The following is a 14,882-nucleotide window of genomic DNA, read 5'->3' on the forward strand; positions in this document are numbered from 1 at the left end:
CACTCCTTGTCAGGGGGCCGATGCGCGGGAGCGAGCACTCAGGTGCGCCAGCAGGCAGATGAGGTGTGCGATCCCGATGGTTTCATGGGGCCTTAGCGTGTCGGCGAGCTGTTGCCAGCGGGGGAGCGGATCAGTTGGCTGGCTGGAAAAGCAGACTCGTTCGAGATCTTCTAGGTGCGCGCCGACATGATTATGCCGAGCTCGCTGCAACTGGCCTAATTCATAATAGGTGCCCTGCCAGCGTAGGGAGGCCCAATGGATGAGCGCTTTTCGGCTGGCATCGGGCCGGTGCAGGCAGAGTGCCCGCTGCAGGTAATAGAAAGCCCGCCAGCGTGGCCAGCGATGCCAGACCATGCGCAGCCCCAACGCCAGCAACACCCACCAGAGACTGTCTGCGGCGACTTCTCGTGATGCGCTCTGCTCTGCTTCATGGCCCGTCGTGGGCTGGAAGCTGAGGCGGGTGGCTGGCAGGGATAGTTGCTCAATTTTGCCGGTTTGAGTGTTGAACCAGCTCAACTCAATGGGGGGCAGCAGGTAGGTACCGGTCTCCTGGGCTGACAGAGTTTGCCGCCACTCTCGCTCGATGTGCAGGGTATTGTCGCGGTAGCGTTCGTTTTGCCGCTCCCCGTCGGGATGGGCCTGCAAACCGTCAGGGAGGCGACTTGCCATGAGAGGGGCCAGCTGCACCTGACTGCTGTCGCCATTTTCCAGCGTCAGGGTCAGGATGCGGATCAACGGTTCTCCCAAAGGCCCTTCGCTGGCGGGCTCGATGCGCTGGCGCAAGGTCAGGGCGCTGGCCACGGGCGTGGCAGGAGCCTTGTCCACCCGAACCTGAAGCGGCGCCGCTCTGGCGGAGAGCCGATCCGGCCCGTCCCCTGGTCGGGGCAACTGGCCTTGCAAGCGGGGAGACTCCAATTGCCAGTGCCCCGGCTCTCTGGCCTGGATCAGCCAGCTGCGGGTGAGCCTGCCGGGCAATCCCCCCTGTGCGGGGGCTATCCACTCGTCATCGCCAAGGCGGCGAATGATGAAATGGGGAGAGGTCAGCTCGCTCAACCCCGGGTGTTGCAGATTGGCGGGGAGCCAGAGGGTGAGTTGGTAAATGACCGGCTGACCGGGATAGAGGGGCCCTTGATGCAGCAGGCGGGCCTGCATCTCCATCGGCGTGGGTGCTGGAGGTGGTGCGATTTTTGCCACCTGCTGCGGGCGAAAATGGAGGGGTTGGGTCATCTCATCACCCAGCTTGAGGGAGGGAATGATGAGGTCAGCCGTTCCATCGTGCCCCTGGCCGAGGTGCAGGGGGATCTGCCAGCGGGTCAGCTGCTGCACCGGCGTCGTGACTCGACTCATGGTGACCCTGCCCACTGCAAACTGGCGCAGCAGCGGGGCTATCTCCAGCTCGCGGCTATCGCGCTCGCCATCTGCCTCAATGATCAATAGCCAGTCCGCCGCAGTGGCGCCCGGCAACAACTCGGCCCGAGGTGGCAAGGCCCAGCCGGGGAAGGCCAGCAACGCGAGGATCAGCACCAGGTATCTCACCAGGGCGCCTCCACTTTGACCAGCTCCCGCCTGAGCGCCTCCTTGCGAAGACGCTGTTCAAGCAGTACCACCGGCGGGGCGGGGGGCAAGGGGGCCGGTTCGCTTTGAGGAGAAGAGGGCGACGGGTGAGGCGTCGTGTCGGTCCTCTCAGGCGCGGATGCCGCCTGGCCCTGCAGCAAGGAGAGGTTATAGAGGGCATCTTCATGGCCAGGTTCTTGCGCAAGAGCAGCCAGATAGGCCTCTTTGGCGCTGTCCAGTTCCCCGAGCTGTACCAGCGCATTGCCCCGGTTGTAGTGGGCGGTGGCGCTGTCATTTTCCTGATAGGCCGCGATCGCCTGACGGAACTTGCCTGCCCGATACCAGGCGTTGCCGCGCCAGATGGGGTTATCGAAGGCCAGGGCCGCGTCCTCAAAATCTCCTCGCTGATAGGCGGCAAGGGCTTGTTGTTCGGTGAGCTCGTTCGCCTGTGCCGACGGTGACTGCAACAGTGGCCAGCCAAGCAGCAGCGGCACCATCATATAGGCCCCCACTCTGGCGAGTAGGGCGAGCAGCAGCAGCGGGATCAGCAACCAGGGACCGAGATCGAGGGGGGCTGGCGTCAGGGCCGAGCTGGTGGCCGGCAGCGGCGCAAAACGGGGAGGGGCGCCGTCAAGCCACTGCAGTGAACCGCCAAGGCGGCTCGCCAGGGCCTCGATGGCGTGGCCGTCCGGTGCCGGCAAACGGGGGGGCTGGTGCGCAAAACCAAGTTCACCGGCCGGGATGGGAGGCATATTTGCCGCCTGGCCGCTGCTGGCGAGCAGGATATCGAGCCGCGCTGGGGCATTGTCGTGGCAAAACAGGCTCTGCTGGCAGGGCCACAGCTTGCCAATCTGCGCTATCTGTTTGGCGCTTAGATCATCGGTGATGAGCAGCAGCCGGGCCTGTTCGCCGGGGGCAATCTGTTTCATGGCCAGGGCGACGGCCCGTGCCGGGTTGCTGCCCTGCAGCGGCATAATGGCGGGGCGCAAGTCGGGCAGCAGCAGGGAGAGCGCCTGATGATCCCGGGTCGGTGGCATGGCGAGGTAGGCATCCCCGGCATAGAGGATGAGGGCGATACGCGCGCCTTGGGCGCTGGCGAGCAACTGCTGTAGCTGCCACCTGACCCGGGTGGCCCGATCAGGTTTGAGATCGGTGGCCTCCATGGAGCGGGAGAGATCGAGCAGCCAGATATCGAGGGGGGCGGCGGGTTGTTGTTGCAGCTCACCGCGCAGAGCCGGCCCGCTCAGTGCCAGGATGACGGGCAAGGTTGCCAGCCAGCGCCAGGGGCGAGAGGGCCTGGTGGCAGGCAGCAGATAGGCCTGCATGGCTGGCGCCAGCAGGGGGGGCTGGCGATGGCGTCGCCACCCTTGCCAGAGCCAGGGGATCAGGGCAAGCAGCCACCATGGTCGCAGCAGGATCAGCTCCATCGGCGAACCCTTCTTGCCAGCAGGGCGCGCCAGCCACCAGGAAGCGCGCCTTTGCCGTTGGTGGGGAGCAGCAAGAGGGCGCACACCAGCGCCAGTGGCCAGGGATAAAGTTCGGTGATCGGTTGATGGTGCGCAATTGGCCGGGCGGTGGGTTCCAGTTGATTGAGGGCGTTGTTGATAGCCTCAAGATCGGCCTGGGTGCGTGCCCGAAAGTAGCGCCCGTGGCCCACCTCGGCTAGCGCCTTGAGCAGGGGCTCATCCAGCTCACTGCTGGGATCGGCTTGGCCGGTGCCCAGCTGATCGTAAGGCAGGACGAAGGTATCCGGATCGGCGCCAACCCCCAGGGTGTAGATCCGCATGCCGCTCGCAGCGGCGAGGCGGGCCTCCTGCAGAGGATCGGCGCTGCCTGCGGTATTGCGCCCATCGGTCACCAGCAGCAGGGCGCCGGGGTGGGCTGGGTCGGCGTGCTGGCGAGCCAGCAGGATGGCTTCACCGAGCGCCGTAGTACGCCCCACCAGATCAAAGTCGAGCTCGTCACTCAAGGTCAGCAGGGCGGGGATCTCCCGGGTCAGGGGTGAGAGCAGGTAGGCGTGATCAGCAAAGACGATAAGCCCGAGCCTGTCTCCGGTACGGGCGGCGATCAGCTGCTTGATCTGCTGGCGCACCGCCGTCAGACGTGCCAACTGTTCGCCGCGATCGAGCATGTCGGGGGTGCGCATGCTGTCGGAGAGATCCACCGCCAGCAGCAGATCGCGGCTCTCCTGATAACGCACGATAGGCTCTCCCCACCATTGGGGGCGGCAGAGGGCGAGGATCAGGGCGCACCAGATGAGCAGAGCGCGCCATAAGGACAAGCCACCGTGGGGACGCAGCAGGGGAAAGCCGGGATGGTGCAGATGACCCCTCTTCAGGGAAGGCAGGCCAAAACGTACCAGCAGGGGCAGCACCAGTGCCAGGGCAAACCAGGGCCAGGCGAGGATCATGACTGCCTCCGGCGAGCGCGTCTCGTCGCCAACAGTGGCTGGCGCAAAAAAACGGTGCGCCCCCAGCGGCGATAGGCATGCTCAAGCCGGGCGCACTGCTCGCGGGTGGGTGACTGGTTGCCATAGAGCCAGCCGCTCCATTGATCGGCAAACTGGCAAAAATCGCTCCCGCCATGGCGATCGACAAAGGCGAGCCACGCCTCGCCATGCAGCTGGCGAGCCTCGGGCCAGCGCTGCAGCGCCTCATGGCGCAGGGCCTCCTGAAGTCGAGGCACCAGTTGCTGGGGGTCCCCATCAAACTGTCGACACCAGCGCCGGTATCCCAGCACCATCAGAGTGAAACGGATGATCAGCCAGAGCAATGTTGCACCGATCAGTAGCCACAATAGCCCTTGAATCCTCGGGTCCAGGCTCTGTTCGACGATCTCGGGGCCCGGGTGTATGTCCCTCATCAGCGAGCTTAGCGGCGGCGTGATGGCATCCGAAGCGGGGCTGGCAACTTCCAGCGCAGCAGAAGCATTTATCCCTGATGACATAACCCCTCCTGCCACTGTTGCTGCAGCGTCTGGCCGTTGTCGAGCAGATAAAGGCGCTGCACCAGCGGTAACAGTTGCTGCCTGCCATGGGCCAGTTGCTGCTGGGCCGCTTGTTGGTAACGCTTGGTAAATCCCGCATGTTGGCCATCCAGCCAGCCCTGATAGTGCCGGGGCGGACGCTCGATGGCGACAGGCAGCTGACCGTGAGCGGGCAGGTCAGCCTCCAGAGGGTCGCGGATCTGCCAGTAGTGGATATCGTGGCGACGGGACAAGAGCTGCAACTGTTGGCACAGGGCGCCATCACAGGGTCTGTGATCCGTGATCAGGGTCAGTCTGGCGCCATGGGGCAGGGTCAGCCTGGCCAGGGTCTGGGCGAGGAAGGGCGCTGGGTCGCGGCGCATCAGGCCGAGACGGTAGTGATGACAGAGGGATTCGAGCAAGGGGATGACGCTGCCGCGCTGGCTCAGGCGATGGGGTTCGGCGCCGTGGCAGATCAAGGTGTTGTGTTGCTGTTCCCCTTGCCAGATCAGGGCGGCGGCCAGCTCGCATCCCAGACGTGCCTTGAGTTGCAGCGTGGAGCCGAAATACATGGCGGGGGAGAGATCGAGCAGCAGCCAGCGAGCCTGATCCTGCTCTTCACTATAGAGGCGGGTATAGGGTCGCCCGAGCCGGGCGGTGACCCGCCAGTCGATGTGGCGCACCTCGTCACCGGCCTGGTAGGCGCGCAGCTCCTTGAAAGTGAGGCCCGGGGAGCGGCCCGGCTTGCCTCGCTCGGCACTGCTTCTTCCCGGTTTGCTGCGGGCTTTTGCCCATAGCCGGATATTGATCAAGCGAGGCAGCTCCAGCGCGATATCGGGATGCTGGCAAGGATCTAGGGGCATGGCACCAGATCCAGCAAGCGGGCGATCAGGGTGTCGTTGTCCAGGTTGTCCGCCAGGGCTTGGTAGCTGGGAATGAGGCGATGGCGCAGTACAGGATAGGTCTGCAGCTGGATATCTTCCGGCACTACATAGTCTCGTCCTGCGAGCCAGGCTCGTGCACGGGCCGAGCGGGCCAGGGCCAGCGAGGCTCTGGGGCTGGCACCGACGGCGATGAGGGGCTCGAGAGCGGGGCACAGGCCGCTGCCCGGGCGAGTGGCACACACCAGCGCCACCAGATAGTGAGCGAGCCGCTCTTGCATCGTCACGGCCAGCACCTCGCTGCGGGCACTCTGCAAGGTGGCCTGACTCAGGGTCACGGGGGCGGCGGCCAGCTGCTCGCTTTTGGCGTTGAGCTGCAAAATGGCGAGCTCCATGGTGAGGCTCGGGTAATCAACCATCAGCTTGAGCAGGAAACGATCGAGCTGGGCCTCCGGCAGAGGGTAGGTGCCCTCCTGCTCGATGGGGTTCTGGGTTGCTGCCACCATAAAGAGGGGCGGCAGGCGCCAGCTCTTCTTGCCCACCGTGATCTGGTGTTCGGCCATCGCCTCCAGCAATGCGGACTGCACCTTGGCCGGAGCCCGGTTAATCTCGTCGGCGAGGACCAGATGATTGAACAGGGGGCCGGGTTGGAACACGAAGCTGGCATCCTGGGGATGAAATACCTCGCTACCGGTGAGATCGGCCGGCAGCAGATCCGGAGTGAACTGGATGCGGGCGAAGCGTCCCTCGACGGCGCCGGCCAGCGCCTTGACTGCTCGAGTCTTGGCAAGACCGGGCGCCCCTTCGATTAACACATGTCCTTCACATAGCAGGGCGATCAGCAAGCCTTCAATCAGCTCATCCTGTCCCAGGATCTGGCTGCTCAAATAGTCCCTCAATTGTCTGAATTCGGCCACAGCCATGCGATAAACCCGTTGTTTTTATGGAAGTTGATCTGTTTATACTCCAGTTGACCCGCGAGGGCGAGCCAGGGGGCCGAGTTGCGCTCAATTTAGTTTCAATCAGCTGTATGAAACTTGTGATTGGATTGTTAAGATGTGGCGCAATGAGGTCAGACCTCTGCCTTATAACCCAAGGAGCCAGGATGAAACAGCCATTGAAACTGACGACTCGCCAGGGCGAACGGATTGCCGTCGTGGCGGGTCTGCGAACCCCTTTTGCCAAGCAGGCGACTGCCTATCACGGCGTGCCTGCGGTGGATCTCGGCAAACTGGTGGTGAGCGAGATGCTCGCCCGTACCGATCTCGATCCCAAGCTTATCGATCAGCTGGTGTTCGGCCAGGTGGTGCAGATGCCGGAAGCCCCCAACATCGCTCGCGAGATCGTGCTCGGTACCGGCATGAGCGTGACCACGGATGCCTATAGCGTCTCCCGTGCCTGTGCCACCAGTTTCCAGGCGGTGGCCAATGTCACCGAGTCCATCATGGCGGGCATGGCCGATATCGCCATTGCCGGCGGCGCTGACTCCTCCTCCGTGCTGCCCATCGGGGTGAGCAAGAAGCTGGCTCGCGCCCTGGTGGATCTCAACAAGGCGCGCAATCTGCAGCAGCGCTTCAACATTCTGCGCCAGTTGCGGGTCAAGGATCTGCTGCCGGTGCCCCCCGCAGTGGCCGAATATTCCACCGGCCTTTCCATGGGGCAGACCGCCGAGCAGATGGCCAAGACCCACGGCATCAGCCGCGAGGCGCAGGATGCGCTGGCCCATCGCTCCCATACTCTGGCCGCGCAGGCTTGGGCCGACGGCAAGCTCAGTGGTGAGGTGTTTACCGCCCACGTACCGCCCTACAAGTCGCCGCTGGAGCGGGACAACAACATCCGCGAGGCGTCTGATTTGGCAAGCTATGCCAAGCTCAAACCGGTGTTTGATCGGGTGCACGGCTCCGTCACTGCCGCCAACGCCACCCCGCTCACCGACGGTGCTGCCGCCGTGCTGCTGATGCGCGAAGGGCGGGCCAAGGAGCTCGGCCTAGAGCCGCTTGGGTTTATTCGCAGTTTCGCGTTTTCTGCCATCGACGTCTGGCAGGACATGCTGATGGGGCCCTCCTATGCTACGCCGCTGGCGCTGGACCGCGCCGGCATCACTTTGGCCGATCTGACTCTTATCGACATGCACGAGGCATTCGCTGCCCAGACCCTGGCCAACCTCAAGATGTTTGCAAGCAAAGAGTTTGCCCGTGACAAGCTGGGCCGCGATCAGGCCATCGGTGAGGTGGACATGGAGAAGTTCAACGTGCTCGGCGGTTCCCTGGCCTATGGTCACCCCTTTGCCGCCACCGGCGCGCGGATGATCACTCAGACGCTGCACGAGCTGCGTCGTCGGGGTGGGGGATTGGGGCTCAACACCGCCTGCGCGGCAGGCGGATTGGGTGCGGCCATGGTGCTGGAGGTTGAATGATGAGCGCGAAGACTTTTTCACTGGACGTACGCAAAGATGGCATCGGCATCCTCACCATGGATGTGCCGGGCGAGAGCATGAATACCCTGAAGGCCTCTTTTGCAGAGGAGATCCGCAACCTGCTGGCCGAGGTGAAAGGCAATCGGGATTTGATCGGCCTGGTGATCACCTCAGGCAAGAAGGATTCCTTCATCGCCGGGGCCGACATCAGCATGCTGGCGGCCTGTGCCAGCGCCCAGGATGCCGAGACGCTCTCTCGCGAGGGGCAGATCATCTTCGCCGAGATCGAGTCCCTGACCATTCCGGTGATCGCCGCCATCCACGGCCCCTGCCTTGGCGGTGGGCTGGAGTTGGCGCTGGCCTGTCATGGCCGGGTGGTAACTGAGCATGGTAAAACCGTACTCGGTCTGCCCGAAGTGCAACTGGGCTTGCTGCCGGGCTCTGGCGGGACCCAGCGTCTTTCTCGCCTCATCGGGGTGGCCAAGGCGCTGGATCTGATGCTGACCGGCAAGCAGGTGCGGGCCAAACAGGCTAAAAAGCTGGGACTGGTGGACGATGTGGTGCCGCCTTCCATTCTGCTTGAGGCCGCCATCAAGCTTGCCAAGAAGGGCAAGCCGCGCCACCAGCTGAAACGGGATCTGCAGGGCAAGCTGCTGGAAACCAACAAGCTGGGTCGCAAGGTACTGTTCGATCAGGCGCGCAAAGGGGTGAAGGCCAAGACCCGTGGCAACTATCCGGCCCCCGAGCGGATCATCGAGGTGGTACGCATCGGCGTGGAGGAGGGGATGCAGGCAGGGCTCGCCGCCGAGTCCCGCCACTTTGGCGAGCTGGTGATGACCCGCGAATCTGCGGCTCTGCGCTCTATCTTCTTCGCCACTACCGAGATGAAGAAAGAGGTCACCTATCAGGGGGCCGAGCCGCGTAAGGTGGGTCATGCCGCCGTGCTGGGCGGCGGCCTGATGGGGGGCGGCATCGCCTTTGTCACCGCCACCAAGGCTGGTGTGCCGGTGCGGATCAAGGACGTGGCCAACGCCGGCATCGGCAATGCCATGCGCTACAGCTATGACATCTTGGCCAAGAAGCTCAAACGCCGCCAACTCCTGCGCAGCGAGCTGGAAAAACAGATGAGCCTGCTGACCGGCACCCTCGACTACTCCGGTTTCCACCGGGTCGACATGGTGGTGGAGGCGGTGTTTGAAGATCTCTCCCTCAAACACCAGATGGTGAAAGATGTGGAGCGCGAGTGCGGCGAGCACACCGTATTTGCCTCAAATACCTCGTCGCTTCCCATCAACCAGATTGCGGCCGCCGCCGCGCACCCTGAGCGGGTGGTGGGGCTGCACTACTTCAGTCCGGTGGACAAGATGCCGCTGGCCGAGATCATTCCCCATGCTACGACCAGCCCAGAGACGGTGGCCACCACCCTGGCCTTTGCCCGTGCCCAGGGCAAGACTCCGATCGTGGTGAAAGACGAGGCGGGTTTCTACGTCAACCGCATCCTGGCTCCCTACATGAACGAGGCGGCTCGCCTGGTGCTGGAAGGGGAACCGGTGGAGGTGCTGGACGGCGCCCTGCTCGACTTTGGCTTCCCGGTGGGCCCCATCACTTTACTCGATGAGGTGGGGATCGACGTGGGGGCCAAGATCTCGCCCATCCTTGAAAAAGAGCTGGGGGGCGAGCAGTTCCAGGCGCCCAAGGCCTTTGACAAGCTGCTGGAGAACGATCGCAAGGGTCGCAAGAACGGCAAGGGCTTCTACCTCTACGGCAAGGCCGCCAAGGGCAAGAAGAAGGTGGACGAGAGCGTCTATGGGGTGCTGGGGATCAAGCCGGTGGCCAAACTGGCCAAGCAGGAGATCGCCGAGCGCTGCGTGCTGCTGATGCTCAACGAAGCGGCCATGGCCCTTGATGGCGGCGTGGTGGCCTCGGCCCGTGATGGCGACATCGGCGCTATCTTCGGCATCGGTTTCCCGCCCTTCCTCGGTGGTCCTTTCCGCTATATGGATACGCTTGGCATCGACCATCTGGTCGGCCGGCTGGAGTATTACCAGAAGCGCCACGGCGATCGTTTCGCCCCCTGTGATCGCCTCAAGGCGATGGCCGCGGAGCAGCAGACCTTCTACTGATAGCGTCCCGCGATGGCCAGATAAAGAGGCCGCACCCCGAAGGTGCGGGCCTCTTTTTTTATGCTGGTGCTGATGGCATGCAGGGACGGGTACGGCGTGGAGTAAAGGGGGCAAAAAATGGCCCACCAGGGTGGGCCATTGGGAGGTGCGATGAGTCAGATCCCGGGCTTGCGCTCCGGACAACGCCCTATGATGTCTGGCGGCATGTCGCCGTTGTCTTGCTCCAGCACCACATCGAATCCCCACAGCTGGTGGAGATGCTTGAGCACCTCGTGGCGGGAATCACCGAGGGGGATGCGGTTGTGAGGCACATAGCGCAGGGTGAGGGAACGATCCCCCTTTACCGCCACGTTGTAGACCTGAATATTGGGTTCCAGATTGCTGAGGTTGTACTGAGCCGACAGGGTGTTGCGCACCTGGCGGTAGCCTTCGTCATTGTGGATGGCGGAGATCTTGAGGTAGTTCTTCAGATCGTCGTCATCGATGGCAAAGAGCTTCATGTCCCGCATCACCTTGGGACTCAGGAACTGGCTGATGAAGCTTTCGTCCTTGAAGTTTTGCATGGCGAAATGCAGGGTCTCGACCCAGTTGCTGCCGGCGTAGTCCGGGAACCAGTACCTGTCCTCCTCGGTCGGGTGCTCGCAGATGCGGCGCAGATCCGTGAACATGGCAAACCCCAGTGCATAGGGATTGATGCCCGAGTAGTAGCGGCTGTTGTAGGCCGGTTGATAGACCACGTTGGTGTGGCTGTGCAGCACCTCCATCATGAAGCGATCGCTGATCTTGCCCTCGTCATAGAGGTGATTGAGGATGGTGTAGTGCCAGAAGGTGGCCCACCCCTCGTTCATCACCTGGGTCTGCTTCTGGGGATAGAAGTATTGGCTTATCTTGCGCACGATGCGCACGATTTCGCGCTGCCAGGGCTCGAGCAGGGGGGCATTTTTCTCGATGAAGTAGAGAATGTTCTCCTGGGGCTCGGCGGGGTAGCGTTTGTCCTCGACCCCGGCACTCTTGTGTTGCTTGGGCAGGGTGCGCCACAGCTCGTTGACCTGGGTCTGCAGATAATCTTCCCGTGCCTTCTGGCGCCGTTTCTCCTCCGCCATCGAGATCTTCTGGGGGCGTTTGTAGCGATCCACCCCGAAGTTCATCAGGGCATGGCAGGAGTCGAGCAGCTGCTCCACCGCATCGATACCGTGCTTCTCCTCGCACTGGGTGATGTAGTTCTTGGCAAACAGCAGGTAGTCGATGATGGAGGAGGCATCGGTCCACGCCTTGAACAGGTAGTTGTTCTTGAAAAAAGAGTTGTGGCCGTAGCAGGCGTGGGCCATCACCAATGCCTGCATCGGCATGGTGTTCTCCTCCATCAGGTAGGCGATGCAAGGGTCTGAATTGATGACGATCTCGTAGGCCAGTCCCATTTGGCCACGCTTGTAGTTGCGCTCGGTGTGAATGAAGCGTTTGCCGAATGACCAGTGCTGGTAGCCGATGGGCATGCCGACACTGGAGTAGGCATCCATCATCTGCTCGGCGGTGATCACCTCGATCTGGTTGGGGTAGGTGTCCAGCTTGTAGAACCTGGCGACTCGGGCGATCTCCTGGTGGTAGGTCTCCAGCAGATCAAAGTTCCAGTCCGGCCCGTCATCCAGTGGCGTCACTCGTTTTTCGGTTTCGATCATGTGACCTCCTTACGCCGCTTGCTTCTTGAACAGCTCCCGGAATACGGGATAGATATCCTCGACCTTGCGAATATGCTCCATCGCAAAGTGGGGGAACTGGCTGGCCACCGATTCATACTCGTGCCACAGAGTCTGGTGGGCACGGGTGGTTATCTCTATGTAGGAGTAGTAGCGCACCCGCGGCATGATGTCCCGCACCAGGATCTCACGGCACTGGGGGGAATCGTCGGCCCAGTTGTCGCCATCTGACGCTTGCGCCGCATAGATGTTCCACTGGTTGGCTGGATAGCGATCGTTGATGATGTCGTTCATCATCTTGAGCGCGCTGGAGACGATGGTGCCCCCCGTCTCCTGGGAGTAGAAAAACTCGTGTTCGTCCACCTCCTTGGCCTGGGTGTGGTGGCGGATATAGACCACCTCGACATTCTTGTAAGTCCGGCTCAGGAACAGATAGAGCAGGATGTAGAAGCGCTTGGCCATCTCCTTGGTGGCCTGATCCATGGAACCCGAGACGTCCATCAAGCAGAACATCACCGCCTGACTGGAAGGCACCGGTCGCTTGACGAAGTTGTTGAACTTGAGATCGAAGGTGTCGATGAAGGGCACCGCATCGATCCGCCGTTTCAGCTCGCGGATCTCCTTTTCGAGCTGGGACATCTCGGCAAAGTGCTCGTTGGGATCGGCGGCCAGCAGGGCGAGGCGATCCTCCAGCTCGTGCAGCTGGCGTTTCTTGCCCGCCTGCAGCGCCATGCGCCGTGCCAGCGAGTTTTGCAGGGATCGCACCACGTTGATGTTGGCGGGCACCCCGTTGGAGGTGTAGCCCGCCCGGTAGGTTTTCATCTCCATCAGCTGGTTGAGTTGGGTCTTTTGCAGGCGGGGCAGCTCGAGATCCTCGAACAGCAGATCCAGATATTCATCCTTGGAGATCTGGAACACGAAGTCATCCGAGCCTTCCCCCTGATTGGAGGCCTGCCCCTCACCGGCACCCTGTCCACCACCCCCTCCCTTGGGGCGTTCAATCTTGTCGCCGGTGACAAACTGATCGTTGCCAGGATGCACCATCTCCCGTTTGCCCCCCTGTCCCTGATGGAAATGGGGTTCGCCGATATCCTTGGTCGGGATGCTGATGCTCTCGCCCTTGTCTACGTCCTGAATGCTGCGCTTGGAGACAGCATCCGAGACCGCTTGTTTGATCTGCTTCTTGTAGCGGCGGATGAAGCGCTGCCGATTGACAGCGCTTTTGTTTTTGCCGTTGAGCCTGCGGTCGATAAAATGCGCCATAACTCCCCCTTGAACAGGTCAGGGTCAGGATGACTTGCGGACCCTGAGATACCATTCGGAGAGCAGTCGCACCTGTTTGCGGGTGTAGCCTTTCTCCATCATCCGTTCGACAAAGTTATCGTGCTTCTTCTGCTCCTCGGCCGAGGTTTTGCTGTTGAAGGAGATAACCGGCAGCAGCTCTTCCGTGTTGGAGAACATCTTCTTCTCGATCACGGTGCGCAGCTTCTCGTAACTGGTCCAGTTGGGGTTACGGCCTGCATTGTTGGCCCGGGCGCGCAACACGAAGTTGACGATTTCGTTACGGAAATCCTTCGGGTTGCTGATCCCGGCAGGTTTTTCGATCTTCTCCAGCTCGCTGTTGAGCGAGGCGCGGTCAAACAGCTGGCCGGTCTCGGGATCACGGTACTCCTGATCCTGGATCCAGAAGTCGGCGTAGGTGACGTAGCGGTCGAAGATGTTCTGGCCGTACTCGGAGTAGGACTCGAGGTAGGCGGTCTGGATCTCCTTGCCGATGAACTCTACGTAGCGCGGGGTCAGGTAGCCCTTGATGAACTCCAGATAGCGGTCGTGCAGCTCTTGCGGGAACTGTTCCCGTTCGATCTGCTGTTCCAGCACATAGAAGAGGTGGACCGGGTTGGCGGCCACTTCCGCGTGGTCGAAGTTGAAGACGCGGGAGAGGATCTTGAACGCAAAGCGGGTAGAGAGACCATTCATCCCCTCATCCACACCGGCGTAGTCGCGGTACTCCTGATAGCTCTTGGCCTTGGGATCCGTGTCTTTGAGGCTTTCGCCGTCATAGACCCGCATCTTGGAGTAGATGCTGGAGTTTTCCGGCTCCTTGAGGCGCGACAGCACGGAGAACTGGCCCAGCAGCTCGAGGGTGCCCGGGGCGCATTTGGCCTCGGTCAGCTCGCTGTTGACCAACAGTTTTTCGTAGATCTTCACCTCTTCCGAGACACGCAGGCAGTAGGGCACCTTGACGATGTAAACCCGGTCGAGGAAGGCTTCGTTGTTCTTGTTGTTGCGGAACTGCTGCCACTCGGATTCGTTGGAGTGGGCCAGCAGGATGCCGTCGAAGGGGAGGGCGGAGAGCCCCTCGGTGCCGTTGTAGTTCCCCTCCTGCGTCGCGGTCAGCAGTGGGTGCAGCACCTTGATGGGGGCTTTGAACATCTCGACGAACTCCATGATCCCCTGGTTCGCCTTGCAAAGGGCACCCGAGTAGGAGTAGGCGTCGGCATCATCCTGGGCAAAATGCTCCAGCATGCGGATGTCCACCTTGCCGACCAGAGAGGAGATGTCCTGGTTGTTGTCATCGCCGGGCTCGGTCTTGGCAATGGCGATCTGGTCGAGGATGGAGGGATTGACTTTTTCCACCTTGAACTTGGTGATGTCGCCCCCGAACTCATGCAGTCGCTTGGCAACCCAGGGGGACATGATGGGGCGCAGGTAACGGCGCGGAATGCCGTACTCTTTCTCCAGCAGCTCACCATCTTCCTCAATGTCGAACAGGCAGAAGGGGTGATCGTTGACCGGGGAACCCTTGATGCGATAAATAGGCACCTTTTGCATCAGGGACTTGAGTTTCTCCGCGAGAGAGGATTTACCGCCCCCGACCGGGCCCAGCAGGTAGAGGATCTGTTTCTTCTCTTCCAGCCCCTGGGCAGAGTGTTTGAGGTAGGAGACGATCTGTTCGATGGCCTCTTCCATCCCGTAGAAGTCCTTGAAGGCGGGATAGCGGGCCACGACCCGGTTGGAGAAGAGCCGGCTCAGTCTGGGATTGGCGGAGGTATCGACCATCTCCGGCTCGCCAATGGCGGTCAGCAGGCGTTCGGCGGCAGAGGCGTAGCAGGATTTGTCCTGCTTACACATGTCCAGAAACTCCTGGATGCTGTATTCCTCTTCCCTGGCTTTCTCATATCGCTGTTGGTAATGCTCGAAGATGCCCATAACTTTGCCCTCGTTATAGTCGCTTACCCTGAAAATGAGC

11 protein-coding genes are annotated in these 14,882 nt (G+C 61.7%); 2 read left to right on the forward strand and 9 right to left on the reverse strand.

Annotated features, from left to right (window positions below; genetic code table 11):
* Positions 1–9 precede the first annotated feature (9 nt).
* Genes ACB028_RS09010 through ACB028_RS09035 form a run of 6 tightly spaced genes read right to left on the reverse strand, consistent with a single transcriptional unit; the run spans position 10 to position 6,322 of the window.
* Positions 10–1,536, reverse strand: coding sequence for a hypothetical protein (locus ACB028_RS09010; protein WP_371144088.1), 1,527 nt, complete (start codon positions 1,534–1,536; stop codon positions 10–12).
* Positions 1,533–2,981 carry a VWA domain-containing protein gene (locus tag ACB028_RS09015; protein ID WP_371144089.1) on the reverse strand — a complete coding sequence of 483 codons (1,449 nt, stop codon included), beginning with the start codon at positions 2,979–2,981 and terminating at the stop codon, positions 1,533–1,535. Before ACB028_RS09015 ends, ACB028_RS09010 begins: the two co-directional genes overlap by 4 nt.
* Positions 2,972–3,964, reverse strand: coding sequence for a VWA domain-containing protein (locus ACB028_RS09020; protein WP_371144090.1), 993 nt, complete (start codon positions 3,962–3,964; stop codon positions 2,972–2,974). Before ACB028_RS09020 ends, ACB028_RS09015 begins: the two co-directional genes overlap by 10 nt.
* The gene (locus ACB028_RS09025; protein WP_342016524.1) at positions 3,961–4,500 is read right to left on the reverse strand and encodes a DUF4381 domain-containing protein; all 540 of its coding nucleotides are present in this window, start codon (positions 4,498–4,500) and stop codon (positions 3,961–3,963) included. Before ACB028_RS09025 ends, ACB028_RS09020 begins: the two co-directional genes overlap by 4 nt.
* On the reverse strand, positions 4,485–5,381 hold the full coding sequence (locus ACB028_RS09030; RefSeq protein ID WP_371144091.1) for a DUF58 domain-containing protein: 897 nt from the start codon (positions 5,379–5,381) through the stop codon (positions 4,485–4,487). Before ACB028_RS09030 ends, ACB028_RS09025 begins: the two co-directional genes overlap by 16 nt.
* Positions 5,372–6,322 (reverse strand): AAA family ATPase, encoded by a 951-nt coding sequence (locus tag ACB028_RS09035; RefSeq protein WP_371144092.1) that lies wholly within the window; start codon positions 6,320–6,322, stop codon positions 5,372–5,374. The genes ACB028_RS09030 and ACB028_RS09035 overlap by 10 nt, the downstream gene beginning before the upstream one ends.
* 182 nt (positions 6,323–6,504) lie before the next feature.
* Between ACB028_RS09035 and fadI the strand changes: the two genes are divergently transcribed.
* Together fadI and fadJ are read left to right on the forward strand one after the other, a co-directional pair.
* Complete coding sequence (fadI, locus tag ACB028_RS09040; RefSeq protein WP_223377591.1) at positions 6,505–7,815, forward strand: acetyl-CoA C-acyltransferase FadI; 1,311 nt, start codon at positions 6,505–6,507, stop codon at positions 7,813–7,815.
* Entirely contained in the window at positions 7,815–9,938 is a 2,124-nt protein-coding gene (gene fadJ, locus ACB028_RS09045) for a fatty acid oxidation complex subunit alpha FadJ (RefSeq protein ID WP_371144167.1), read from the forward strand. Before fadI ends, fadJ begins: the two co-directional genes overlap by 1 nt.
* Before the next feature lie 155 nt (positions 9,939–10,093).
* On the opposite strand, the gene ACB028_RS09050 is transcribed toward fadJ, so the two are convergent.
* The 3 genes from ACB028_RS09050 to ACB028_RS09060 are packed head-to-tail and all read right to left on the reverse strand — an operon-like array spanning position 10,094 to position 14,842.
* Positions 10,094–11,614, reverse strand: coding sequence for a SpoVR family protein (locus ACB028_RS09050; RefSeq protein WP_201977539.1), 1,521 nt, complete (start codon positions 11,612–11,614; stop codon positions 10,094–10,096).
* Between the two features lie 9 nt (positions 11,615–11,623).
* A complete protein-coding gene (locus tag ACB028_RS09055; protein WP_371144093.1) occupies positions 11,624–12,895 on the reverse strand; it encodes a YeaH/YhbH family protein in 1,272 nt (423 codons plus the stop codon).
* Positions 12,896–12,919: 24 nt separating this feature from the next.
* On the reverse strand, positions 12,920–14,842 hold the full coding sequence (locus ACB028_RS09060) for a PrkA family serine protein kinase (RefSeq protein WP_026457556.1): 1,923 nt from the start codon (positions 14,840–14,842) through the stop codon (positions 12,920–12,922).
* Positions 14,843–14,882 lie beyond the last annotated feature (40 nt).

The organism is Aeromonas sp. S9(2024), assembly GCF_041403185.1.
Lineage (GTDB): Bacteria > Pseudomonadota > Gammaproteobacteria > Enterobacterales > Aeromonadaceae > Aeromonas > Aeromonas enteropelogenes.

Bases quoted from the DNA above. Each gene is read 5' to 3' on its own strand.
- fadJ (WP_371144167.1), top strand. From the start codon at position 7,815: ATGAGCGCGAAGACTTTTTCACTGGACGTACGCAAAGATGGCATCGGC.
- ACB028_RS09015 (WP_371144089.1), bottom strand. From the start codon at position 2,981: ATGGAGCTGATCCTGCTGCGACCATGGTGGCTGCTTGCCCTGATCCCC.
- ACB028_RS09025 (WP_342016524.1), bottom strand. From the start codon at position 4,500: ATGTCATCAGGGATAAATGCTTCTGCTGCGCTGGAAGTTGCCAGCCCC.
- ACB028_RS09030 (WP_371144091.1), bottom strand. From the start codon at position 5,381: ATGCCCCTAGATCCTTGCCAGCATCCCGATATCGCGCTGGAGCTGCCT.
- ACB028_RS09035 (WP_371144092.1), bottom strand. From the start codon at position 6,322: ATGGCTGTGGCCGAATTCAGACAATTGAGGGACTATTTGAGCAGCCAG.
- ACB028_RS09060 (WP_026457556.1), bottom strand. From the start codon at position 14,842: ATGGGCATCTTCGAGCATTACCAACAGCGATATGAGAAAGCCAGGGAA.
- fadI (WP_223377591.1), top strand. From the start codon at position 6,505: ATGAAACAGCCATTGAAACTGACGACTCGCCAGGGCGAACGGATTGCC.
- ACB028_RS09050 (WP_201977539.1), bottom strand. From the start codon at position 11,614: ATGATCGAAACCGAAAAACGAGTGACGCCACTGGATGACGGGCCGGAC.
- ACB028_RS09020 (WP_371144090.1), bottom strand. From the start codon at position 3,964: ATGATCCTCGCCTGGCCCTGGTTTGCCCTGGCACTGGTGCTGCCCCTG.
- ACB028_RS09055 (WP_371144093.1), bottom strand. From the start codon at position 12,895: ATGGCGCATTTTATCGACCGCAGGCTCAACGGCAAAAACAAAAGCGCT.